General features: G+C 63.3%; 21 protein-coding genes. 12 read left to right on the forward strand and 9 right to left on the reverse strand.

Annotated elements, in window-relative coordinates; genetic code table 11:
• Window positions 1-19 precede the first annotated feature (19 nt).
• Window positions 20-2,176 (forward strand): helicase-associated domain-containing protein, encoded by a 2,157-nt coding sequence (locus HMPREF3162_RS07270; protein ID WP_070777469.1) that lies wholly within the window; start codon window positions 20-22, stop codon window positions 2,174-2,176.
• Window positions 2,173-3,903: a DNA repair helicase XPB gene (locus HMPREF3162_RS07275; RefSeq protein WP_070777471.1), complete on the forward strand. Its 1,731-nt coding sequence runs from the start codon at window positions 2,173-2,175 to the stop codon at window positions 3,901-3,903. Before HMPREF3162_RS07270 ends, HMPREF3162_RS07275 begins: the two co-directional genes overlap by 4 nt.
• A gap of 36 nt (window positions 3,904-3,939) precedes the next feature.
• Here the strand turns inward: HMPREF3162_RS07275 and HMPREF3162_RS07280 are convergent, their stop codons facing one another.
• Complete coding sequence (locus HMPREF3162_RS07280) at window positions 3,940-4,929, reverse strand: EamA family transporter (RefSeq protein WP_226829340.1); 990 nt, start codon at window positions 4,927-4,929, stop codon at window positions 3,940-3,942.
• Window positions 4,930-5,082: 153 nt separating this feature from the next.
• On the opposite strand from HMPREF3162_RS07280, the gene HMPREF3162_RS07285 reads away from it, so the two are divergent.
• The 8 genes from HMPREF3162_RS07285 (at window position 5,083) to HMPREF3162_RS07320 (ending at window position 14,255) form a co-directional block, all read left to right on the forward strand.
• Entirely contained in the window at window positions 5,083-6,696 is a 1,614-nt protein-coding gene (locus HMPREF3162_RS07285) for an FMN-binding glutamate synthase family protein (protein WP_070777473.1), read from the forward strand.
• 193 nt (window positions 6,697-6,889) lie between these two features.
• Window positions 6,890-7,660 carry a response regulator transcription factor gene (locus HMPREF3162_RS07290; RefSeq protein WP_070574750.1) on the forward strand — a complete coding sequence of 257 codons (771 nt, stop codon included), beginning with the start codon at window positions 6,890-6,892 and terminating at the stop codon, window positions 7,658-7,660.
• 63 nt (window positions 7,661-7,723) lie between these two features.
• The gene (locus tag HMPREF3162_RS07295; RefSeq protein ID WP_070777474.1) at window positions 7,724-9,601 is read left to right on the forward strand and encodes an ATP-binding protein; all 1,878 of its coding nucleotides are present in this window, start codon (window positions 7,724-7,726) and stop codon (window positions 9,599-9,601) included.
• A gap of 521 nt (window positions 9,602-10,122) precedes the next feature.
• A complete protein-coding gene (locus HMPREF3162_RS07300) occupies window positions 10,123-11,322 on the forward strand; it encodes a S1C family serine protease (RefSeq protein WP_070777476.1) in 1,200 nt (399 codons plus the stop codon).
• A 154-nt stretch (window positions 11,323-11,476) separates the two neighbouring features.
• The gene (locus HMPREF3162_RS07305) at window positions 11,477-11,767 is read left to right on the forward strand and encodes a WXG100 family type VII secretion target (protein ID WP_070574754.1); all 291 of its coding nucleotides are present in this window, start codon (window positions 11,477-11,479) and stop codon (window positions 11,765-11,767) included.
• A gap of 150 nt (window positions 11,768-11,917) precedes the next feature.
• The gene (locus tag HMPREF3162_RS07310) at window positions 11,918-12,715 is read left to right on the forward strand and encodes a PspA/IM30 family protein (RefSeq protein WP_070574756.1); all 798 of its coding nucleotides are present in this window, start codon (window positions 11,918-11,920) and stop codon (window positions 12,713-12,715) included.
• A 55-nt stretch (window positions 12,716-12,770) separates the two neighbouring features.
• Window positions 12,771-13,673: a zinc metalloprotease HtpX gene (gene htpX, locus HMPREF3162_RS07315; protein ID WP_070574758.1), complete on the forward strand. Its 903-nt coding sequence runs from the start codon at window positions 12,771-12,773 to the stop codon at window positions 13,671-13,673.
• 6 nt (window positions 13,674-13,679) lie between these two features.
• Complete coding sequence (locus tag HMPREF3162_RS07320; protein ID WP_070777477.1) at window positions 13,680-14,255, forward strand: PspA-associated protein PspAB; 576 nt, start codon at window positions 13,680-13,682, stop codon at window positions 14,253-14,255.
• 66 nt (window positions 14,256-14,321) lie between these two features.
• Here the strand turns inward: HMPREF3162_RS07320 and HMPREF3162_RS07325 are convergent, their stop codons facing one another.
• From HMPREF3162_RS07325 to HMPREF3162_RS07335, 3 genes are all read right to left on the reverse strand, one after another.
• Window positions 14,322-14,540, reverse strand: a complete 219-nt coding sequence (locus tag HMPREF3162_RS07325; protein ID WP_070777479.1) for an RNA-binding S4 domain-containing protein — start codon at window positions 14,538-14,540, stop codon at window positions 14,322-14,324.
• A gap of 31 nt (window positions 14,541-14,571) precedes the next feature.
• Window positions 14,572-15,390 (reverse strand): hypothetical protein, encoded by an 819-nt coding sequence (locus tag HMPREF3162_RS07330; RefSeq protein WP_070777480.1) that lies wholly within the window; start codon window positions 15,388-15,390, stop codon window positions 14,572-14,574.
• Between the two features lie 144 nt (window positions 15,391-15,534).
• Entirely contained in the window at window positions 15,535-16,731 is a 1,197-nt protein-coding gene (locus tag HMPREF3162_RS07335; RefSeq protein WP_070574765.1) for an MFS transporter, read from the reverse strand.
• Here HMPREF3162_RS07335 and HMPREF3162_RS07340 point away from each other — a divergent pair.
• Window positions 16,680-17,411, forward strand: coding sequence for a TetR/AcrR family transcriptional regulator (locus HMPREF3162_RS07340; RefSeq protein ID WP_226829338.1), 732 nt, complete (start codon window positions 16,680-16,682; stop codon window positions 17,409-17,411). The two genes, HMPREF3162_RS07335 and HMPREF3162_RS07340, sit on opposite strands and share 52 nt — an antisense overlap.
• Window positions 17,412-17,611: 200 nt before the next feature.
• Here the strand turns inward: HMPREF3162_RS07340 and groL are convergent, their stop codons facing one another.
• The 4 genes from groL to HMPREF3162_RS07360 all read right to left on the reverse strand — a co-directional run bounded on the left by groL (window position 17,612) and on the right by HMPREF3162_RS07360 (window position 20,729).
• On the reverse strand, window positions 17,612-19,243 hold the full coding sequence (gene groL, locus HMPREF3162_RS07345; RefSeq protein ID WP_070777482.1) for a chaperonin GroEL: 1,632 nt from the start codon (window positions 19,241-19,243) through the stop codon (window positions 17,612-17,614).
• A gap of 292 nt (window positions 19,244-19,535) precedes the next feature.
• Window positions 19,536-19,742: a cold-shock protein gene (locus HMPREF3162_RS07350; RefSeq protein WP_070574771.1), complete on the reverse strand. Its 207-nt coding sequence runs from the start codon at window positions 19,740-19,742 to the stop codon at window positions 19,536-19,538.
• A gap of 82 nt (window positions 19,743-19,824) precedes the next feature.
• Window positions 19,825-20,478, reverse strand: a complete 654-nt coding sequence (locus HMPREF3162_RS07355) for a LytR C-terminal domain-containing protein (RefSeq protein WP_070574773.1) — start codon at window positions 20,476-20,478, stop codon at window positions 19,825-19,827.
• A complete protein-coding gene (locus tag HMPREF3162_RS07360; RefSeq protein ID WP_070574775.1) occupies window positions 20,478-20,729 on the reverse strand; it encodes a DUF3263 domain-containing protein in 252 nt (83 codons plus the stop codon). Before HMPREF3162_RS07360 ends, HMPREF3162_RS07355 begins: the two co-directional genes overlap by 1 nt.
• Before the next feature lie 216 nt (window positions 20,730-20,945).
• On the opposite strand from HMPREF3162_RS07360, the gene HMPREF3162_RS07365 reads away from it, so the two are divergent.
• Complete coding sequence (locus HMPREF3162_RS07365; RefSeq protein WP_070574777.1) at window positions 20,946-21,227, forward strand: hypothetical protein; 282 nt, start codon at window positions 20,946-20,948, stop codon at window positions 21,225-21,227.
• Between the two features lie 156 nt (window positions 21,228-21,383).
• Here HMPREF3162_RS07365 and HMPREF3162_RS07370 read toward each other — a convergent pair whose 3' ends face one another.
• Window positions 21,384-22,859 carry an aldehyde dehydrogenase family protein gene (locus HMPREF3162_RS07370; RefSeq protein WP_070574780.1) on the reverse strand — a complete coding sequence of 492 codons (1,476 nt, stop codon included), beginning with the start codon at window positions 22,857-22,859 and terminating at the stop codon, window positions 21,384-21,386.
• Window positions 22,860-22,974 lie beyond the last annotated feature (115 nt).

Here is a 22,974-nt window from a genome sequence, read left to right on the forward strand (position 1 = left end):
GCCGTCTAGACTCGGAGGGATGAAGGGCTTTCAGACTTTCACCGGCTGGCTGGGCAGTGCTCCTGCCGACTGGTTTGCGGATTTTGTCCGCACTCGGCGCGATCTGGTTCGATCCGATACGGCAGCGCTCAGCCGCCTGGCCGGTTCGGCCTCCACTCGCAAAGGGGTGGCCGTTGCCCTGGAAGCGCTCAACGCCGATGAGCTGCAGGCGGCTCTGCGTGCAGCGAAGGCGGCGCGTGTTGATCCCGTTGTTCCCCGTGGGGAACTCAACGCCGGTTCGGATGTTCTCAGCCGTCTGATTCTTCTGGGCCTGCTGTGGCCCGCACACACTGGCAGCACAGGGGAGGCTGAACAGAGCGACCCGGGCGATGCCGAGGCCTTCGGCTTCCAGTCCGAGGCAATTGCCCTGCTGCCCACTTCTGCGGCGGAATCCGCCCACCCGCCGGAGTGGACGGAGTACACCCAGCCGAATGAACCCGTCCTCACCCCTATCCCCGAGTCTGTTGCCCGCAACGCCCAGGCGGCTGCCGCCGGGGCTGCAGGCGGCACAATCGCAGCTGCTGTGCGCGCAATCGAAGCGGACCCGCCCAGCCAGCTGATGTCCGGCGGTGTCGGCAAACGCGATGTGCAGCGACTGTCATCAGCCCTTGACCTCGAATACGCGCAGACGATCTTCGTGCTCGAACTGTGCGGTTCTCTCAACCTCGTCGGCGTCGACAGCTCCAACATCGACCCCGTGTGGCTGCCCACGGCCGAATACGACGTCCTCAAGCGCACCGACCGCGGCAGCCTGCACGCAGCACTCGTGCGCGCCTGGCTGCGCATGGGTGAAGACATCACCCACATCGCCGCCGGTCACACCCCTCGCGGTGACCGCGTGCACCCGCTTAACTCCGTTGTCAAACCCACCACCGCCAATCCCTACGGCGGCCACCCCTCGGCCCTGCCGCCAGTCCGCTCAACCCGCTTCCGCCTGCTGCGGGCCCTGCACTCGCCAGAGTCACTGCTGCCCCGGCACGGCAGCGCCACCGCAGCCGGGACCTCGGCAGACTCCGGCACCTCGACAGCTCTGAGCATCCGGCTTGCCGACCTCACGGCGGCACTCCGGTGGCGCTATCCCCTGGCACCCGCGTTCAACCGCGACACCCTCGCCCAAATGCTGACCGAAGCGGAGTTCCTCGGCCTTGTCGCCACACCCCTGAGCGCCCCCGATTCCTGTGGGCTGACTCCTTTGGGCCGCGCACTGGCCGAACACCTGGATGCGTCCCTGCCCGCGGCCGCCCAGCCGCTGGACTACGCCGGATCAGCCGCCACAGTGCCAGCCGACTTCCCCGAAACAGTTGGGCAGCTCCTGCCGGACTACGCCGTAAGCGTCGTCATCCAGTCCGACCTCACCGCTGTGGCCACCGGCCCCGTCCACCCGGACCTGGCACAGAAACTCGATTCGATTGCAGACATAGAAACCCGCGGCCAGGGAACCGTGTACCGGTTCACCGAAAAGAGCATCGAACGGGCCCTGCGCGCGGGGCTGAACCGCACAGACATCGCCGACACTCTGCGCGAATGCTCCTCAACCGGGGTACCGCAGCCGCTGGAATTCCTCATCGACGGGGTCGCCTCCCGGCTCAACCGCGTGCAGGTGGCAGGCGCTCGCGGCGCCGTCATCGTCGACGACCCCGACGAACTCGACGCCATGCTGGCCGACCCGCTGCTCACCCCGGCCCAGCTGACCCGTGTGGCGCCCACCGTCGCGCTGTCCGGCATCAGCTCCGACCGCCTGCGCGCCCTGCTGGAAGGCGCGGGCACATCGACCCTGACCGAAGCCCCCTCAGCACAGCCGCGGCGCGCCCCCAGACAAACCGCACCAGCCGTCACCCGGCGCACCGCCCGCATTGCAGATGCCGACCTCGGCCGCTACATTGCCGGAGTTCGCAGCACAGCAGAAGCGACCGAGGGCGACCCGGCATCCACCTCGGGCATTCTGCGCGCAGCCATCGACCGGCAGCAGAGCGTCACCGTCACACTCGCCCGCGCCGACGGCAGCAGCACCACCATCACTCTGACCCCAACGGCAATCACCGGCGGGCGAGTGCGCGGAATCCGCAACGGCAGTGAAATCGCAGCCTCACTGTCGCGGATCATCAGCGTCTCCCCCGCCGAGGAAGGCACACAGTGACAGGCCCCCTCGTCGTCCAGTCCGACAGCACAATCCTGCTGGAATCAGGCCATCCCGACGCCGCCGAAGCCGCAGCGGCAATCGCCCCGTTCGCCCAGCTGGCGCGCACGCCCGAGTACATTCACACGTACACCATCACACCGCTGGGACTGTGGAATGCCCGCGCTTCCGGCCACGATGCCGAATCCGTCATCGACACCCTGCTCGAATACGCCAAATACCCCGTCCCCCACGAACTGCTGCTGGAGATCGTCGATCTCATGGACCGTTTTGGGGTGCTGGTGCTGACCAGTTCGCCGGTGCACGGTCTGGTGCTCGAATCCTCAGACACCGCACTGCTGGAGAACCTGGCCGAACAGCCCGAGCTCCAGGGCATCTTCGGCACCCGGATCGACCCCGGCACCATCGAGGTGTACCCCTCCGAACGCGGCGAACTGAAGTTCCGCCTGCTCAAACTGGGCCACCCGGTGGCCGACCACGCCGGCTACGTCGACGGTGAGGCACACACCATCGAACTGAACTACCACGAGGCGCCGTCAGGGGCCGCTGGTTCCCCCGACTCCCGTGAGGGGTCGGGAGGCTCCGGTGAGGCTCATGAGAGCGCAGGTGCCGCAGGTGGCCCTTCTGGTGGCGAAGAGTGGCGCCTGCGGCCCTATCAAGAAGACGCTGTGCAGACGTTTATGCGCGGTGAATCCGGTGTTGTCGTCCTGCCCTGCGGTGCGGGCAAAACAATCGTGGGCGCAGCGACGATGGCGCAGGTGCGCACCACCACTCTCATCCTGGTGACCAATTCGGTGTCCGCCAAGCAGTGGAAGGCCGAACTGCTGCGCCGCACCAACCTGACAGAAGACGAAATCGGCGAATACTCCGGGGCGGTCAAAGAGATCCGACCTGTCACCATCGCCACCTACCAGGTGCTCACCACCCGCCGCAAAGGCTCCTACCTGCACCTGGAGCTGCTCGACGCTCGTGACTGGGGCCTGGTCATCTACGACGAAGTCCACCTGCTGCCGGCACCCGTCTTCCGCCTGACCGCGGGCCTGCAGGCGCGCCGCCGCCTGGGCCTGACTGCGACGCTCGTGCGCGAGGACGGCCGTGAAGACGAGGTCTTCAGCCTCATCGGCCCCAAGCAGTTCGAAGTTCCGTGGAAGGAAATCGAAGCCGCCGGCTACATCGCCACCGCCCACTGCGAAGAAGTGCGGGTCCGCCTGGACCGTTCAACCCGAGTGGCCTATGCCAGTGCCGAAGGCGAAGACCGCTACCGGCTGGCCGCCACCAGCGATGTCAAACTTCCCGTGGTTCGCCGCTTGGTGGAGAATCACCGTGATCAGCAGGTGCTCGTCATCGGCCAGTACCTCGATCAGCTGGAAGAACTCGGCGAAGAGCTGAACGCGCCCGTGCTGACGGGCAAAACCGGCGAAGCAGAACGCGAAAGACTCTACGAAGCGTTCCGCACGGGCGAAATCTCGGTGCTCGTGGTGTCAAAGGTCGCCAACTTCTCCGTCGACCTGCCAGAGGCCTCCGTCGCCATCCAGGTGTCAGGGTCCTTCGGCTCACGCCAGGAAGAAGCACAGCGGCTCGGGCGGATCCTGCGGCCCAAGGAAAGCCGCCAAGCGGCATCGTTCTACACCGTCGTGGCAGCCGAAACGGTCGACGAGCAGTTCGCCGGCCACCGCCGGAGGTTCCTCACAGAACAGGGCTACAGCTACACCATCAGCAATGCCTGAAGCCACCGCGCTGTCCACCTGACCAGAGCAGAGCCGTCAGCTCTCCGGGGCCTCTTCTTCGACGACCAAGTGAATTTCCGCGGTATCCGGGTGAACGTTCGTCCGGGCAATCACTCGGCGGCGCTCCTGTCGCTTCTCGCCGAGCTTGACGAAGACCACGCCGATGAGCACAAAAACACCGCCGATGGCCTGAACGGCAACGGGAAGGTCGCCCAGCAGAATCCAGGCCATGACCACCGACATCGGAACCTCAATCAGGTTCATGAAGCTTGAAATGGTCGAACCGATGTAGCGCACGCCCACAACCGCCGTGGTGTAGGCCCCGCCTGTGCACAGCAGCAGAGCCAGCGCAACCGCCCACCAGGGAAGGACGGTGCCGTTGGCGTCGAGATCCTGCGTGGTCATACCTGCCGGGATGAGGCCCACCGCTGTGATGAGAGCGACTACAACAGCGCCGATGCCCATTGTGATGCAGATGAGAGTCACCGACGGAAAGCTGAGATCGGCCTTGGCGGACATGACGAAGAACGCGGCCAGGCACACCGCAGCAGACAGAGCGAAGAACACACCCAGCAGATCAACGGAAGAACCGCGCGGATCCAGGATGATGAGCAGGCCCACCGCCGCGGCGACAATGCCGATGAACGTCAGAGTGGACGGGCGGAAGCGGGTGCTCGCCCACACCCACAGCACAATCATGAGCGGGGCGGTCATCTCCAGAAGCAGCGCAATAGGCGGGCTCATGCGCTCAATCGCCAAAAAGAACAGCAGCTGCACACCGGCCATGCAGACGACACCGTAGGTCAGCACGTACCAGCGGGCCTGCCACACTTCGCGCCAGCGGCCGCGCATCTGAATGAACATCGGAATCGCCAGCAGGAGGCAGCTTCCGGCCAGGCGCACAAACGTCACCGGCCCCGGAGTCCAGTCACCCGCATACATGAGCTTGCCCAAGGGTGCGCAGATGGCGAACAGAAAGCACGACACCAGCGTGATGAGCAGGCCGAGAATGAAGTTCCGATTCACCGAATCATCGTGGGGGCTGGCCCGAGTTGAAGTCAAGACGGGTGGAGGCCGCACTTCCCCGACATCACGCCTGAGAAGCCCCGCTGAGGTACTGCCGAAATCGGCCCGGACTCGACGGGGTGAAAGTCACCGTCGGGCGGTAACGTTGTACCCATGTTTGCCATTCTCACGATCACAGCTGTCGCGCTGCTGTTCCTCGGCAGCATCGCACTGGCAATTCTCCACACTCTCTGGTGGCTCATAGCCGTCGTCATCTTCGGGGCTCTGCTGGCGCTGGCGATCTACGACGTCGTCCAACCCCGACTAGCCGTGCTGCGCATCTACCCCCTGCTGGGCCACATGCGGTACCTCATGGAAGAGATCCGCCCCATGATCCAGCAGTACTTTGTGGAAAGGAACTGGGACGGTCGGCCCTACGACGCCGACGCCCGCGCCCTCATCTACGAACGCGCACGCGGCATCCACGCTGAAAAGTCCTTCGGAACGGAACTGGAAGTCCGCGACTCCGGCTACGAATACCTGCTGCACTCCGTTGTCCCCGGCAAGCGCCCCCAAGGCGAACACCGGGTGGTCATCGGCGGACCGCAGTGTTCCCAGCCGTTCGACGTTTCGCTGCTGAACATCGCCTCCATGTCCTACGGTGCTCTGTCCGTCAACGCGGTGCGCGCCATGAACCGCGGGGCCCACAAGGGCGGATTCTTCCAGGAAACCGGTGAGGGCGGTGTGACTCGCTACCACCTGGAATCCGGGGCGGACATCGTGTGGGAGTTCGGATCCGGCTACTTCGGCTGCCGTACTCCCGAAGGCAACTTCAACCCCGAAATGTTCGCCCAGAGGGTCGTCCACCCCCACATCAAGGGCGTGCTCATCAAACTGTCACAGGGCGCTAAACCCGGCCTCGGCGGTGTTCTGCCGGCTGAGAAGATCACGCCTGAAATCGTTGAGGCCCGCGGTGTAGTGCCCGGCAAAGACTGCATCTCCCCGCCATCGCACACGGCCTTCACAACTCCGACCGAACTCATGCAGTTCGTCGGTCAGCTGCGCGAACTGTCCGGCGGCAAGCCGATCGGCTTCAAACTGTGCGTGGGCCTGCGCACGGACGTTCTGGCAATCGTCAAGGCCATGCTGGAAACCGGCATCCTGCCGGACTTCATCGTGATTGACGGCTCCGAGGGCGGAACAGGCGCCGCCCCGCTGGAATACGAAGACCACGTGGGCACGCCGCTGACCGAGGGCCTCATCCTCATGCACAACGCGCTCGTGGGTGCGGGACTTCGCAAACACATCAAGATCGGCGCGGCTGGCAAGATCGTCGCCGGCACCGACATCATCCGCCGCATTGCCCAGGGCGCTGACTACTGCCTGGCTGCGCGCGCCATGATGATGGCCACCGGCTGCATTCAGGCCCAGCGCTGCCACACCAACAAGTGCCCCACCGGCGTGGCCACGCAGAACCCGCACCTGTACCGCGGGCTCGATGTCGATGACAAGGCCGAGCAGGTGTACCACTATCACAAGTCGACCGTTGCAGAAACAGCGCAGATGATAGCCACGATCGGCTTGGACAGTCCCGATCAGCTTCGCCCCTCGCACGTGTTCCGCCGCGTTTCGCAGTCGCGCACCGAGTCCTACGCCGAGGCCTATGACTGGCTGGAAGAAGGCGAACTTCTGGGCACACCGCGCCGCAGCTGGGCCGAAGACTGGAACCACGCCGACCCGCACCGGTTCGGCCCGCCCATTTCCGCTGGCTTCCGCGGGTCCGCCTAAGGCTGCCGGGGCTCGGAGTTTGAGAATCCTCTTAGACTCCGAGCCTTTTCTGTGTGCCGCGCTCTCAACCTGGTCCACAGATGGGCCCCTGCATGCACAGCACTGAACGAATACGCACTCAATGTGATCCATGCAACAATGATATTCAGGCAGCTTCCAGCAAACATTCAGACTTGAAGAGCAGACTGATGGCATGACGACTCCCATCACCCCAGACCAGGACACGCAGGAAGTCGAAGCGACCCTGCTCGTTGTCGACGATGAACCCAATATTCGCGAACTGCTGTCCACCAGCCTGCGGTTTGCCGGCTTCGAAGTCATTTCGGCAGCCAACGGGGCCGAAGCCCTGCGCCTGGCTGAACAGCAGGTGCCGGACCTCCTGGTGCTCGACGTCATGCTCCCCGACATGGACGGGTTCACCGTCACCCGCCGTCTGCGCCAGTCCGGCCTCCACATTCCGGTGGTGTTCCTCACCGCCCGCGATGACACCTCGGACAAGATCACGGGCCTGACCGTCGGCGGTGACGACTATGTGACCAAGCCGTTCAGCCTCGAAGAGGTCGTCGCTCGCATCCGGGCGGTCCTGCGCCGCACCCACGCCGCAGAAGAAGAAGAGACCGCCGTCATCGAAGTCGGCGAACTCGAACTCGACGACGACACCCACGAAGTGCGCCGCGCGGGCATCCTCATCGACCTGTCCCCCACCGAATTCAAACTGCTGCGCTACCTCATGCTCAACGCCAACCGCGTGCTGTCGAAATCGCAGATCCTCGACCACGTGTGGGAGTACGACTTCGGCGGCGACACCGGAATCGTGGAATCCTATATTTCGTATCTGCGCCGCAAGATCGACGTAGCCCCCAAGACAGACGAAGCCGGCAACCCCATCGACCTCGAATGGACTCCCATGATCCAGACCAAACGGGGCGTGGGATACATGCTGCGCACGACAGACTCCAAGTAAACATGCATCGACAAGGGGCGGGACCGACAGGCTCGCCCCTTTGCATTGGAAAGCACACTGACTTTGACCACCCCCGCTCAGCGCCGCTCATCACACGTCCTGTGGCAAGACTGGTCGCTCACCGGCAAGCTGCTGGCGATCATGATGACCCTCATGCTGCTCGTACTCACCGGCACGAGCGCATGGGTCCTTGAGAACCTTCGCGCATCGCTCATCGAGCGCACAGACCAGCGCCTGGTCACCACATCGCAGGCACTGGCCATCAAAGCTGCCGACGAAGTCATGACGCGCACCCCGCTGCAGAACACCTCGCAAGACCAGATCATCAGCTCAATGCTGCCGGGAACCTACTACGTGCAGTTCTACACGGCAGACGGCCGCAAAGCATATGACCCGGTCGCCCCCTCGGAGACCAACGTTCCCTACCTGCCGGAAGTCAACACGAAGACGGTTGCAGAGAACCGCAGCCAGCCATTCACCGTTCCCGGAAGCACGTCGCAGTGGCGGGTGCGCACCCTGCCGCTGAAGAACTCCGACATGCTCGTGGCAATCGCCCTTCCGTTTGACAAGGACATCGACGACATCAGCGAGTACGCCCGCAATACGATGATCGGCATCGGCGTACTGGCGCTGGCGATCGTCGGCGGCGTCGGCTATTTCGCCATCACCAACACCTTCCGTCCTCTGCGCGACATCGAAAAAACGGCCTCCCGCATTGCCGCCGGCGACCTCTCGCAGCGCGTGACTGAATACCCCAGCTCCACAGAGCTCGGGCGCCTGTCCAGTGCCCTGAACACCATGCTCGGGCACATTGAGGACTCCTTTGACGGGCGCAAAGCCTCCGAAAAGCGCATCCGACAATTCGTTTCGGACGCGTCCCACGAACTGCGCACACCGCTTGTCACCATCCGCGGCTACGCGGAGCTCTACCGGCAGGGTGCTGTGCAGAAGCCCGAAGACGTCGGCCAGATCATGGGCCGGATCGAAGCTGAGTCCATCCGCATGGGCGATCTCGTCGAAGACCTCGTGGTGCTTGCCCGGCTCGACAGCGAGCGCCGCGCTGAAATCGGTCCCGTAGACATGGCCGCCGCCGTCCGCGACACCGCAGCCGACACTGCCGCCCAGGCACCCCAGCGCGAAATCTCGTTCATAGGCCTCGACGGCGAAGACGCACCCGAACTTCCGCTCATCGAAGGCGCTGATTCCAAACTCCGACAAGTCGTCAGCAACCTGGCGGGCAATGCCCTGCGGCACACGGCGGACGATGTCGCAATCGACTTCGCCGTCGGAGTCGTAGATGTTCCCGAAAGCAGCGACGCTGCCGACAATACTGACGAAACAGCCAAGCAGTCCCGCGGTGCACTTGATTTCGTCACCGGGCCGGTCCGCATATTCAAACGCGACAGCAGCCGCACCGACGCCAAAACCCAGGGCAAGGGCCAAAGCAAGGCTCAGGACAAGGCCACAGCGAAGAACGGTGCGACAAACACGGCAAAAGCTCCGGAAAAGGCCCAGGCCAGCTCGGCAGGCCAGAAGACGAGCACTGCTGCAGACAACAGCGCAAGTGCGACTGCCGAGGCGCAGACGGCTGCCGGCGAACAGCCGCTGGCACCGCCGGGCACCGGGGGCATCATCGTTCCCGACATTCTCGAAGGATTCCCCGCGGGACGCGTGCGCATTGAAGTGCGCGACCACGGCGAGGGAATTGATCCTGAGATAGCTCCCCGAGTGTTCGAAAGGTTCTACCGTCTGGACTCATCCCGCGACCGCTCCACCGGCGGGTCCGGCTTGGGGCTGTCAATCGTCAAGGCGATAATCGACTCCCATAAGGGCGAAATCTCCGTCCACGAAACTCCCGGCGGCGGAGCAACGTTCCGCGTCGACCTGCCCATTCCGCCGGAGGGCGTGCTGCCTGAAACCACCAGAAAGGACCGCTCATGACCGATCCGCGCCACCCCGATAAGCCCAACGACGGCACGCACGGCACAGGCGAGCGCCCGCAGAACAGCAGCTCTCAACAGCCACCGCGAGTCGGCCAGCAGGGCCGGGCGAACCCAGGCAAGCCAGCGGGGCAGGCCCAACAGGAAAAGCCAGAACAGCCGTCCAAGCCGAATCAGCCGGCAGGGCCAGGGCGTCCGGCAGGGCAAGAACACCCGACAGGGGCAGCGGGGCCAGATCAACCAGCAGGGCAACAACGTCCGGCGGGGGCTGCAGCCCCCGCCGGACGACAGCCCGGAGGGCAGGCCGGAGGCTTTGGAAATCAACCGCCTGGGCCCGCCGGGCACCCGCAGCAGGGCCAGCAGCCGGGCAACCCGGCTCTGCCGCACGCCCCCGGGCCGAACCCTCGCGCCCACCACCCAAGCAGCCAGGCTCCTCACGCCCGGCAGCAAGTGGGCAGTCAAGTCCCTCCGCGGGCCACTCAGCATCCTCCGCATGCGGGACAGCAGCAGGGCAATCGACCTTTGCAGCCCACCCCTCAACCGGGCGGCCGTCCGCCTTTCGGCCCACAGGGGCCGCCTCCCGTCCCGCCGCGTCCGGCTCAGCCTCCTCGACGCGGGCCCGGCTGGGGAGCGCTCATCGCCACCGGCGTCATCGCGGCACTCATCGGCGGCGGCACGGCAGTGGGTGTCACCGCGGCAACAGGCGGAATCGGCGGCAGCCGCGATGGACATTCGGAAATCGAGACGTCAACCAGTGACCAGGAAGTCAAAACCGTCGACAGCCCCGACTGGACGGCGGTCGCTGCTGACGCGTCGAAGTCAGTCGTCTCGATCCAAGCCCGCGGTGCCGAAGGCGAAGCCCTCGGTTCGGGCTTCGTGTACAAGGACGACCACATTGTGACCAACAACCACGTGGTTGCCCCCGGCGATTCCGCACAGTCGCAGATCAGCGTGGTGTTCAGCAACGGGTCCTCCGTTGCCGCGAAAATCGTCGGACGCGACCCCATCACCGACATCGCGGTGCTGAAGCTGTCCACCAAGCCCGAGGGGCTGTCCCCTCTGCCGATCGGCGACAGCAGCGGCCTCACAGTCGGTGAGCCCGTAATGGCGCTGGGCAATCCACTCGGTCTTGCTGACACCGTCACCACAGGGATCGTGTCCGCGCTCAACCGTCCGGTCGCCACCCAGCAAAAGGGTTCCGGCGGCGAAGCGGACATTTCGACGATCACCAACGCCATTCAGGTCGATGCAGCCATCAACCCCGGAAACTCCGGCGGGCCGCTCATCAATGCGGCAGGCAAGTTCGTCGGCGTGAACTCGTCAATTGCCACCATGCCCACTTCCGAAGGAGAGCAGGCCGGGTCGATCGGCATCGGCTTCGCAATCCCCGCCACACAGGCGGTGTACATCGCCGATCAGCTCATCAGCTCAGGGAAGGCCAAACACGCCTACCTCGGCGTGAACATCACGTCGGGATCTGTGGAAAACGACGGGATCACGATGGGCGCAGCCGTCGTGTCAAAGGTTGAAGACGGCTCCCCCGCAGCCGCTGCAGGTGTGCGCAAGGACGACGCCATCGTCAAAGCCGGCGGCACCACCGTCAACTCCGCCATATCACTGCAGGCTCTTGTCCGAGCGCAGAAAGACGGGCAGGAACTGCCCTTGACGATCATCCGCGACGGCAAGACAAAAGAAGTCACCGTTTCACTCAAGGCCCGCTGAGCCGGCCGCTTGCGGCACGGGCCACTTGCGCGCGAAAGGCTGTGGAGACACGGGACTGTTTCCACAGCCTTTCTTCTTGCCTTTTCCTGCCTTGGGTGCCCGGCGCATTCTCGTGATGACACCACCCGGTGCTCATCGACAAAGAAGGAGCCTCATGTCCACTATCAACATTGACGCCGAACGCATCACCCAAGCCGCTTCCAGCGCTTCGCACAGCGCAGCCAATCTGCACAGCGAAGTCGATCGGCTGATGCACCAGCTGCGCGCGCTCCAGGAATGTTGGACCGGCACAGCATCCGCCGGCTTCCAAACCGTGGTGGCCGACTGGCAGCAGGTGCAGACCAAAGTCCACGAATCGCTCACGGAAATTCAGAAAGCGCTGGCTCTTGCAGGCCAGCAGTATGCGGAGGTCGAAAGCGCCAACACCAAACTCTTCCGCGCCTGACCTTCCGGAGGCCTATCGACCGGACACAGGTTTCGCTGAATGCACAAAATCACGGTCCCGGCTGAGCAGAACTCGGGTTTTCTCAGCCGGGACCGTTAGGCTTGGGCAGAAGACATGCCAGGCAGTCACTGCAAGGAGTAATCTGCGCCCATGAGCATTATCCAGCGGATCAAGATGATCTTCGGCGCCAAGGCCAACAAGGCCCTCGACCGCGCTGAGAACCCCAATGAAACCCTCGACTACTCGTACCAGAAGCAGCTCGACCTGCTGCAGAAGGTCCGCCGCGGTGTTGCCGATGTCGCCACCAGCCGCAAACGCCTGGAACTGCAGATCAGCCAGCTTGAATCGCAGTCGGCCAAACTGCAGGGCCAGGCCCAGAAAGCTCTTGAAATGGGCCGTGAAGACCTCGCCCGCGAAGCCCTGACCCGCAAGTCCGGGCTGGCGCAGCAGATCGAAGACCTCCAGGCGCAGCACCAGAACCTGCAGGCGGAAGAGCAGAAGCTCACGCAGGCCTCTCAGCGTCTGCAGACTAAGGTCGAATCGTTCCGCACCCGCAAGGAAACCCTCAAAGCTAACTACAACGCCGCCGAAGCCCAGACCAAGGTCAGCGAAGCCTTCAGCGGCATTTCCGACGAATTCGGTGATGTCGGCCTGGCCATCCAGCGCGCAGAAGACAAGACCAACGAACTTCAGGCGCGTGCCGGGGCGATGAACGAACTGCTCGAAACCGGCGCGCTGGAAGACTTCAGCGGCACCGGCGGTGACGACATCGACCGTCAGCTGGCGGCCATGAGCTCCGATAACGACGTCGAAATGGAACTGCAGCGCATGCGCGAATCCCTTCCGGCGTCCAAGCCGCAGGGACAGCTCGAAGACGTTCAGGACGCAGAAGAAGCCGACCAGCCGACCGGCGCTTCGGCAGAAGAGAACAACACCCAGCAGGGCTGACACACAGCGCGGCGGGCCGGGACATCGGCCCGCCGCGCACACCAAGAGGAGCACAGTGGCCAGAAACAGGTTCGTCAAAGACCGCGGGCTGTCCATCCGCATGGGGTGGGCTATCTTTCTCAACGGCCTGATCTACGTCATCCTGATTCTGGCCATTTGGTGGATCCTGGGGCAGTCCCTGGGCGGTGTGGTGATCGCGCTGCTCATCAGCTTCGGCGCTTTCTTCTTCCAGTGGTACTCATCTGACAAACTCGCCATGCGCGCCATGGGCGCCTACGAAGTCTCTGCCGAACAAGCACCGGAACTGCACGCCATCGTCGACCGGCTGACTCAGCTGGCCGACTCCCCCAAGCCGCGCGTCGCCTTCGCAGACACTCCCGTGCCCAACGCCTTTGCCACCGGCCGCTCGCCCCAGCACTCCGTCGTGTGCGTAACCCGCGGCCTGCTGGAAACTCTCGAACCGGCAGAAGTCGAAGTGGTGCTCGCCCACGAACTTGCCCACGTTGCCCACCGTGATGTCACCGTCATGACCGTCGCCGGAGTCACCGGCGTCGTCGCAGGCCTCATGGTTCGCTCCGGCATGTACGTCCGCTATGGCGGGCGCAACAACAACGGCGCGGCCGTCATGATCGCCATGATGCTGGTGGGAGCCGTCGTCTACGGCATCAGCTTTGTGCTCATCCGCACCCTCAGCCGGTACCGCGAACTGGCCGCTGACCGTGCCGCCGCCTATCTCACGGGGCAGCCGTCAACACTGGCCAGCGCTCTTATGAAGATCTCCGGTCAGATGACCAAGGTGCCTGACCAAGACCTGCGAGAAGCAGGGGCGGCCAATCACCTCGCACTCATTCCCGCCGTCAACGGAAAGTCCGTCAGCCAGCTGTTCTCCACCCACCCCAGCCTGGAGAAGCGCCTGGCCCAGCTGCAGGACATCGCCCGCAGCCTTTCACAGCGCTGAGGCCTCATGGGATTCTTCGACGCTCTGCTGGGACGCTCCAAGCCGGTCAAGCCAAACCTCGATGCTCTTTTCGGCCTGCCCCCGGCAGCACTGACCCTGGAGGCCGCAACCGACTACGCACCCACGGGTGTTGCGTCCGTGGCCTACCGTGCAGTTGAAGGCGGTGCATCTGCCGATGCTGTGCGCGAAGCATCGGCGCTCATAGCCAAAGATGCCGAACTAGAGGTCCGCACCGACCAGGACGACTATGGCTATTCGTGGCACGTATTGAAAAGCCCGGCACGGGACATCCCCGGCTTGGTGACGAACCTTCACGCCGTGAACAGCTCAATTGAAAACGCGGGATTCGGCCCCATGCTGCTGTGTTCGTCCCTGTACTTCAGCACGCCCGCCGGTGCGCGTGCCGCTCTGGTCTACCTGTACAAGCGCGGGACGTTCTACCCGTTTGTGCAGACGAGACCGCACCGCAGGGACAACGCAGAAGAGTTCAACATCAAAGCGGCAATCGGCGCGGACCTCCGCTTTGAGGAAGACATCTCCAAGTGGTCTCCCCTGTGGGACGCGCCGGGTATGAACGACTGAGGTCGGCTGAGGGCTCAGCTGACACGCAGCGCTGGGCAAATGCGCCCGCTTGCCTGCGCGGCGGCCTCAGCCCCGTGTGATTGTGAATTCGACGTCGAGTGCGGGCACGGCTATGACATCGCCGACGTTGACGCTTGAGCTGCGTCGCGAATTGAGGTCGCCGTTGACGAACACCTGACCGTCCTGAATGAGCTCCTTGGCCATGACTCCGTCTTCAACGAAGCCAGAGAGTTTGAGCACTTGGCCCAGGCGAATGCTGTCGTCGCGAATCCAGACTTCTTCCACTGTTCTCCTTCTGCTGTCTGATATCAGTCAATCAGAAGCCGAAGTCGAAATCGCCGAAGCCTCCGCCGAAATCACCCATGTCTCCGCCCATGTCGCCGCCATCGCCGATACCGCCGTCAGCGGCCAGACCGTCCTGGTAGCCGTCGGCGTAGGAGCCGTCCCAAGCTCCCATGCCGCCCATCATCGGCCCCATGAGCATCGCACCCATGAGCACACCCGGAAGCATGCCGGAACCCGCGTAGTTCGAATAGTAGCCGCGGTTGTATTCGGCATAGGCCGGACCGGCTTCCCAGTAGGCTCTGCGCGACATTCCGTCTGCGAGCGTCACCTTGCGCACTGAGGGCTCGGCCCCGACTGCAACGCGCTCGGCGTCTGCGGCGCACACGGGAATCGGGCGCGGCTGTCCACCGGCGGGCGCCCAGTCGATGTCTTCAACACTGGGACCGTGCTGCGGATTGAAGAAGCACGGAGGGCGGCGAGTGGGCAGCGGTTTGCCTTCCACGCGGGCACGGACGCAGCTGGCGGCGTAGCGGCCGTCTTCCAGGGCTTCTGTCACGTGGCGGATGTCTTCGGGCCGGTTGACCTTGCTCAGAAGATCCTTTGCGAGGTCGTAGCAGCTGATTGCCTTTTGGTAGTCCTGCCGACCCCCGTCGCCGAGATCCACGCCGGCGGTTTCAAGATCAAGAGCCTGAACTTCTTCACCGAACTGCGTGACGTCTTCTTCTGACGCTTTGGCAACGATTGCCAGTTCGCTTTGCCGAGCTGCTTCTTCGTTCTTCTTGTTGCTGCGTGCGATGGCAAACGCCGCAGCACCTCCCACAACCAGAATGACGAGGAAAGCGAAGCCCATGAAAGTCCCTTCTCCGCGTGCGGTGTACGGGGCTCATTATGGTCACCGAATCTGCGAAGAAACTGAGCCTCACATCTGTGCCGCTCGTGTAGACAACAGAAAAACCGCGGGCGCAGACAGTGCACCCAACCAGAACGAGAACACTCACCATTGAACTCGGGTCCGCACTGGCCGAATCAATCCACCAAGCACACCCATGCCCGCGGCTGCTAAAAACGCTGCCTGCAAATCTGCAAGGTCAGCCAACCCGCCGAGGACAAAGGCTGACAGAGACTGGCCTGCAGCAATTGCCAGAAAGGCCAAGCCGACCCCCGTTGACGCTCGACCGCGATACAACCGGGTTCCCCAAACGAGCAGCACACCGGTTAAAGCGATGTAGACCGCACCGAACACGCCTGATGCCACCACTGCAACCACAGCGCTGTGGGGCCATAGCGCCCATACCACCGTTGCCCCGGAAAGTGCGATCATCAACACCCGCCACGCGGTCTGCAGAGATAGACGTGCCACCAGATCCCCAGCGGCTGCACCTGCCAACCCGCACACTCCCAGGACAATCCACGCTGCCGTGGTCAGACTCGGACCATGACCGCCAGCGTCCTGCAGCAGGGCCGGTCCGAACGTCCAACCGGCCGTGCTGGCTGCCCCCATGATCATTGACCCGCCAAGCAAAGCCCACGCGCCAGCGGGGAATAGACCGCGCCACTCGCCTTGACCCTCTGCACCTGCCGAGCGAGCTGCACCGATCGGGCCAGCGGGAACCGCCTTCCACGTCCAGAACGACACCACGGCGGCCGCCAAAGCAAAGGCCCACCAGCCTGCGCGCCAGTGCTCATGCGTGAGCAGAGCGACAGGACCTGAGACTGCCACGCCGAAACCGGTTCCGGCGTTTACCACGGTCTGGACTCGATCCTGCCGTCGCGCTGCAACATGGTCTGCGACCGCCCTGGCCAAAGGGGGTGAGGCCACGCCCGTACTGGACCCTGCGACAGTCACGCCTATTCCAAGCACCAGCGCTGAAGGTGCGGCAGCAATTGCAGCACAGCCAGCCGTCGCAAGCAGCCCAGCAGACACGGCGACCGTACGTGCGCCGAACCGTGCAGTCAGGGCAGTTGAGGCTGCTATACCGGCGCAGTAGGCGGCATAGCTGGCGGCTGCGATCACCCCAGAAGCCGTTGACCCGAGTTCAAGATCGTCCTGAAACGCAGGCAAATACAGTCCGTAGGCGAATCGGGCAAGCCCGTAGCAGACAGCTATGAGGCACGCTCCCGCAGCACCCAATGCAGCTGTTGAGCAAATGGAAAGAGGCTGCTTATCGCCCTCAGATTCTGCGACCTGCACCAAAGCGCAACTCCCTTCGTGCGAAGGTAGACAATTCGAGCCACCTTTACCGATCAGTGAAACTGATTCTAGGTACACTGGTCAGTGAAAACAACCGAGGAGTGCATATGGACCGCAGTGCCCTGACCAACCTCACCCCCGGGGCGCACCGTATTCTCGATGCCGCTGAGCGGCTGTTCTACACCCATGGCATCCACGCTGTGGGGGTTGAAGCCATCGCCGCGGAAGCGGGCATGACAAAGCGCACTCTCTACAATCGATTCGGGTCCAAAGAGCGCCTGGTGGAGGCCTATCTTCAGCAGCGCAATCAACGCTGGCAGACACGCCTGGACAACCGGTTGGCCGAAGCGCCGCGCCCACGGATCAACGCTGTATTCGAGGCTTACACCGACGATGCTGACGGCGCTGTTCACGGATGCGCATTCCTCAATGCGGCAGCTGAGTTGCGAGGGAACCACCCCGGGATCGAAGTCATCCGAAGCCACAAACAGGCTGTACTGAGTGCAGTCCGACGCTTGGTCACAGAAGAGGTTGGCAGTGAGGCTGGAGAAGCTCTGGCAGATTATGTGTTTTTGCTGCTCGAGGGCGGGATAGCCCAACACGGGGTGAATCCGGAAAGCGGCAGCCTCGAAACGGCGAAGCACGCCGCAATGGACCTTCTGAGTGCGAAAACACCATGAATTCGTGACGCCCACCTTCGCCGTCCGCAGCGCGATTCAGGCTAGAGGCCGTGCCACAGGCCGGGTCACTGCCAATGCATAGAACGCGGTCGATGCCAACAAAAAGCCAGCCACCCCAGACACAGAAAAACCGCGGGCGCAGACAGTTCGTCTGCGCCCGCGGCCTGTGCCCTAGGAGGGCGTGTTCACGGTTGGCCGGATCAGAAGCCCATGCCGCCCATGTCGCCCATTCCGCCGGTGGGATCACCCGCGGGAGCGGGTTCCGGCTTGTCGGCCACGACGGCTTCCGTCGTGAGGAACAGGCCGGCGATCGAGGCGGCGTTCTGCAGAGCAGAGCGGGTCACCTTGACCGGGTCGTTGACACCGGCTGCCAGGAGGTCTTCGTATTCGCCGGTTGCGGCGTTGAGACCGTGGCCGGTTTCGAGTCCGCGCACCTTTTCGGCCACAACTCCGGGTTCGAGGCCGGCGTTGATGGCGATCTGCTTGAGCGGAGCTTCGATGGCCACCTTGACGATGGCAGCACCGGTGGCTTCGTCACCTTCGAGGTTGAGGTTTTCGAAGGCCTTGTCGCTTGCCTGGATGAGGGCCACACCACCGCCGGCGACGATGCCTTCGTCCACAGCCGCCTTGGCATTGCGGACGGCATCTTCGATGCGGTGTTTGGTTTCCTTGAGTTCGACTTCGGTTGCGGCTCCGGCCTTGATGACTGCAACACCGCCGGCCAGCTTGGCCAGGCGCTCCTGCAGCTTCTCGCGGTCGTAGTCCGAGTCCGAGTTTTCGATCTCGGTGCGGATCTGCTGCACGCGGCCGGCGATTTCGTCGGCGTCGCCTGCACCTTCGACGATGGTGGTTTCGTCCTTGGTGACAACGACCTTGCGGGCGGTGCCCAGCAGGTCCAGCGATGCGTTCTCCAGCTTCAGCCCGACCTCTTCGGCGATGACCTGGCCGCCGGTGAGGATCGCGATGTCTGCAAGCTGGGCCTTGCGGCGGTCGCCGAAGCCGGGGGCCTTGACGGCAACCGACTTGAAGGTTCCGCGGATCTTGTTGACCACGAGGACGGCGAGGGCTTCGCCTTCGACGTCTTCGGCAATGATCAGCAACGGCTTGCCGGACTGCTGGATCTTCTCAAGAACCGGCAGGAGGGCCTTCACGTTCGAGATCTTCGAGTTGACGATGAGGATGTAGGGGTCCTCGAGCACTGTTTCCTGGCGCTCTGCGTCAGACACGAAGTAACCGGAGATGTAGCCCTTGTCGAAGCGCATGCCTTCGGTCAGTTCGAGTTCGAGTCCGAAGGTGTTGGACTCTTCGACGGTGACGACGCCTTCCTTGCCGACCTTGTCGATGGCCTGGGCAATGAGTTCGCCGATTGCCGGGTCGCCAGCGGAAATGCCGGCGGTGGCAGCGATCTGTTCCTTGGTTTCGATTTCCTTAGCGGAGTCGAGCAGAACTTCGGTCAGGGACTCAACGGCCTTTTCGATGCCGCGCTTGAGGCTGAGCGGGTCTGCACCGGCTGCGACGTTGCGCAGACCTTCGGACACGAGAGCCTGTGCCAGAACGGTAGCGGTGGTCGTACCGTCACCTGCGACGTCGTCGGTCTTCTTGGCGACTTCCTTGACGAGTTCGGCGCCGATCTTTTCGTAGGCGTCTTCGAGCTCGATTTCCTTGGCGATGGACACGCCGTCGTTCGTGATGGTGGGTGCGCCCCACTTCTTTTCGAGAACAACATTGCGTCCGCGGGGACCGAGCGTCACCTTGACTGCATCAGCCAGGGTGTTCAGGCCGGTCTCCAGGCCGCGACGAGCTTCTTCGTCGAATGCAATGAGCTTTGCCATAGTGGCTGGCTTCCTCCCTGTAAGGGGTGGCAGTTGACTAGCACTGCCAGGTGCCCGCGACGGCAGGAAGCAGAGCCTGAATCCCTTCTTCAGGCCCGGCGTCCTCTGCCTGGGCAGTGCGTTTCACCACCACTAGATTTAGCACTCTCGACCTGAGAGTGCAAATACCAATCCCCTGCCGCTGGCACCTCGCAGGGCCCACTGGGCTCCCGTCTAAGGAACACGACGAGGGGGAGGGACAGAAGACCTGTTCCTCCCCCTCGTGAGCAGTTCAGTTCGGCTGCGGCGGCTGTCAGTCGAGCGGTTCGACGTTCTCAGCCTGCGCGCCCTTATCCCCCTGCACAATGTCGAACTGCACGCGACCGCCTTCGGCCAACGACCGGTAGCCCTGCATCTGAATTGCCGAATGGTGGACGAAGATTTCGTCGGAAGAGTCGTCTACGGCGATGAAGCCGTAGCCCTTTTCCGCGTTGAACCATTTGACGGTTCCCTGTGTCATGTCATCTCCCAAGTGTGGAACGAAACTTCAGTCTACCGCCCGCAGGGAGCTTCACCGGCCCGGTTTCCAGGCCAGCTCTCGGTCAGCCCTCGGCGGGATCGCTGTCGGCGACATCCGGGCCCATGAGGATTGTCACGCCCACCTGGTAGCGACGGGACTGTTCGACGCTCACACCGCCAAGCCCCTCGGCCACGCGCTCAGCAGCATCGCTGTACTCCGAGGACGAATAGTAGACGGTCGTAGATGACACCCGGGTGCCCGCGTTGCTCACGCGCCCCATCTTCCAGCCCTGTGCTTCATACTGGTCGGCGAACTTCCTGGCCGCACCGTTGACGCCGGATGCGTTGAGGATCGACAGATTGGGATCGCCGCTTTCAGCTTCGACGGTCGTCACTCCCCCGCCGGTTGATTCGCCGTCACTCGGGGTGCTTTCACTCTGCGTGCTCTCACCGGGCTCGCCTGACTGTGACGATTTGTCCTTGGCATCGTCGCCTGCTCCAGGTTCCTTCTGCTGCTGTTCTTCGACTTTGGCTTCCGGGTCTGAGCCTGCGGAGCGGATGATGTTGACCGCACCGACGATCAGGAGAACAGCCACCAGCGCAAGAACGATGACAACAGCGGTCGCCGCTTTATGGCTGCCTGCCGATGAGACGGCCCGGTGGGCTCCGCCTCGGCGGTTTGCAGCGTCTGCTGCACGGCGTTCTGCACGGGTTTCGTACTGGTGTTTGTCTGCCATCAGCGCGGGATCCTCGCCTGTGCTCCGGTTTCCTGTCGTGAGTCGCGGATTCTGCGAAGCCGTTTGATGAGAACGGGATCTTCAGCATGGGCCGCGGGGCTGTCGAGGAGTCTGCCGAGCACCTGGAAGTACTGGGCGGCGGACATGTCGAACTGTTCGCGGATCGCGTGGTCCTTGGCACCCCCGTAGGTGTGCCACTGTCCTTCGAAGCGCAGAATCTGCGCTTCGAGTTCCGAAAGCTCCTGTGACATTCGTCCTCCTCTGCACCCGCAATAATACCGGCGGCAGACCTTCCCGCCAGGCCTCGTCCGAGACTATGGGACCGGGCAGTTCACTTTCCCCGCCGTTTAGGGGCAACCACAAGGGCAAGAAAAAAACTGGAGGCGAACGACAATGTCCCGTTCCCGCAATGTAGTGTCACGGCAATGCTGGCAGCGAGGCCAGCAGCCGACTGAATGGAGGCTCAAATGCTGGCCAAGACCATGATGCCGAAGACACAGGGTGCACGCACCGTCTTCATTATTCTGCTCTGCGCGGCAGGCGCATTTCTGCTCATCAGCATCGGCGCAACCGTGTGGTCGCAGGCCGGGGACGAGGGCTGGGTTGCGAAGGCCGTCATCGCGTTTGTTTCGTGGGCGATGACAATTCCGCTGATCCTGGCCTCCGCGGTGTGGGCCCTCGTCAACTTCTTTTCTTCACCGGCCGGAGGCTCACAAGGTCGGAACACTGCCACACCGCGGGCACACTGACGAACCCCGATCAGGCATGCACAGCAACCAGAGCGGTCCGAAAGACAAAAGCACATAAGCGGCAGCCGAACTGAACAGCAGCCGAATGGCGGCACAGAATAGTGCCCCGGCACTTCGTGTGAGGCGCCGGGGCACTTACTGTCTCAGCGAGTCAGATCAGTTGATCTTGACGTTGATCTGCTTGATCTGGGTGAAGCCCTCGAGCATGCCCTCAAGCGATGCTTCGCGGCCGAAGCCGGAAGTCTTCATACCGCCGTAGGACTGGCCTGCAACCTGGCCGCCACCCTGGTTGACCTGCACCCAGCCGGATTCGATCTTGTCAGCCACCCGCAGCGCGCGGTCGACGTCCTTGGTGAAGACATAGGCGGCCAGACCGTAGTCGGAGTCGTTGGCCATTTCGACGACCTCTTCTTCCGTCTTGAACTTGATGACGGTGAGAACGGGGCCGAAGATCTCTTCGCGCGAGGTCTGCCATTCGTTCTTGGCGTTGGCGAAGATGATCGGCGCGTGGTAGAAGCCGGATTCGCCGACCTCGAGCCTGTCAGCGCCGTCATAGGCGATTTCGACGCCCTCGTTGGACTTGCCCATCTCAATGTAGTTCGCGATCTGGTCGTACTGTTTTTTGTTGATGACGCAGCCGATGTCGCTGTCTTCATCGCGCGGATCGCCGACCTTCATCTGGGCCACGCCGTCAACGAGCTTGGCCAGGAAGTCGTCGTAGATGTCTTCGTGCAGGAACAGGCGCGAACCCATGGTGCACGACTGCCCCTGGCGGGCAAAGCGAGTCGACAGCAGCACCTGCTGGAGCGTGTAGTCGTCATTGGCATCCGGGAACACGATGTTGGGGCTCTTGCCGCCCAGCTCCATCGAGGAATGAGCCAGACGAGAACCCGCAACCTCGGCCACGTGGCGGCCCACACCGGTCGAACCGGTGAACGAAACCTTGTCGACATCGTTGTGCTGAGTAAGAGCCTCACCGATGACCGAGCCCTTGCCGGTCACCACGTTGAGAACACCGGCGGGCAGGAACTCCTGGATGATTTCGGCCATTTTGAGAATGGTCAGCGGAGCGTCCTCGGCAGTCTTGAGCACAATCGTGTTGCCTGCTGCCAACGCTGCCGGGGTCTTGAACGCAGCAATCATCAGCGGCGAGTTCCACGGCAGAATGCCGGCCACAACGCCCAGCGGAACACGGCGGGTGAACTGCAGCTGCGCATCGCCTGCCGGGAGCGTGTTGCCCTTCACTTCACCGGCCACACCGGCCATGTAGCGGAACAGGTCGACCAGGGTCTGCGCTTCGGGGCGAGCCTGCGTGCGCAGGGCATTGCCGGTGTCGATTGCCGTCAGCTGGGCAAGCTCTTCCGCCTGAGCTTCCAGCGCATCCGCGCACTGTCCAAGCGCCTTCTGGCGCTCCTTGAAGTGCAGAGCAGACCACGCGGGGAAAGCAGCCCGGGCGGCCTTGACCGCACGGTCGGCGTCTTCTTCTTTGCCGTCGGGAACGCGGGCGATCACGCGGTCGCGGTCAATCGGGGTGATGACGTCAGCCCGCGAACCGTCAGCGGCATCAACCCATTCGCCGCCGATGAGCATCTTCCAGTCTTTGACCCCGGGGAAGTCCCGTACCTGTGCCATAGTCGTCGTTGTCCTTTCGGCATCCGTGCATTAGCGCTGTGTCCCGCCGAAAATGTGGGAGGGAACACTCTCGGACTCAGCATAGCCGTGCGCACGCGGTCCACGCAGGCCGCGG

Source organism: Brevibacterium sp. HMSC07C04, from assembly GCF_001815905.1.
Taxonomy (GTDB): Bacteria; Actinomycetota; Actinomycetes; order Actinomycetales; family Brevibacteriaceae; genus Brevibacterium.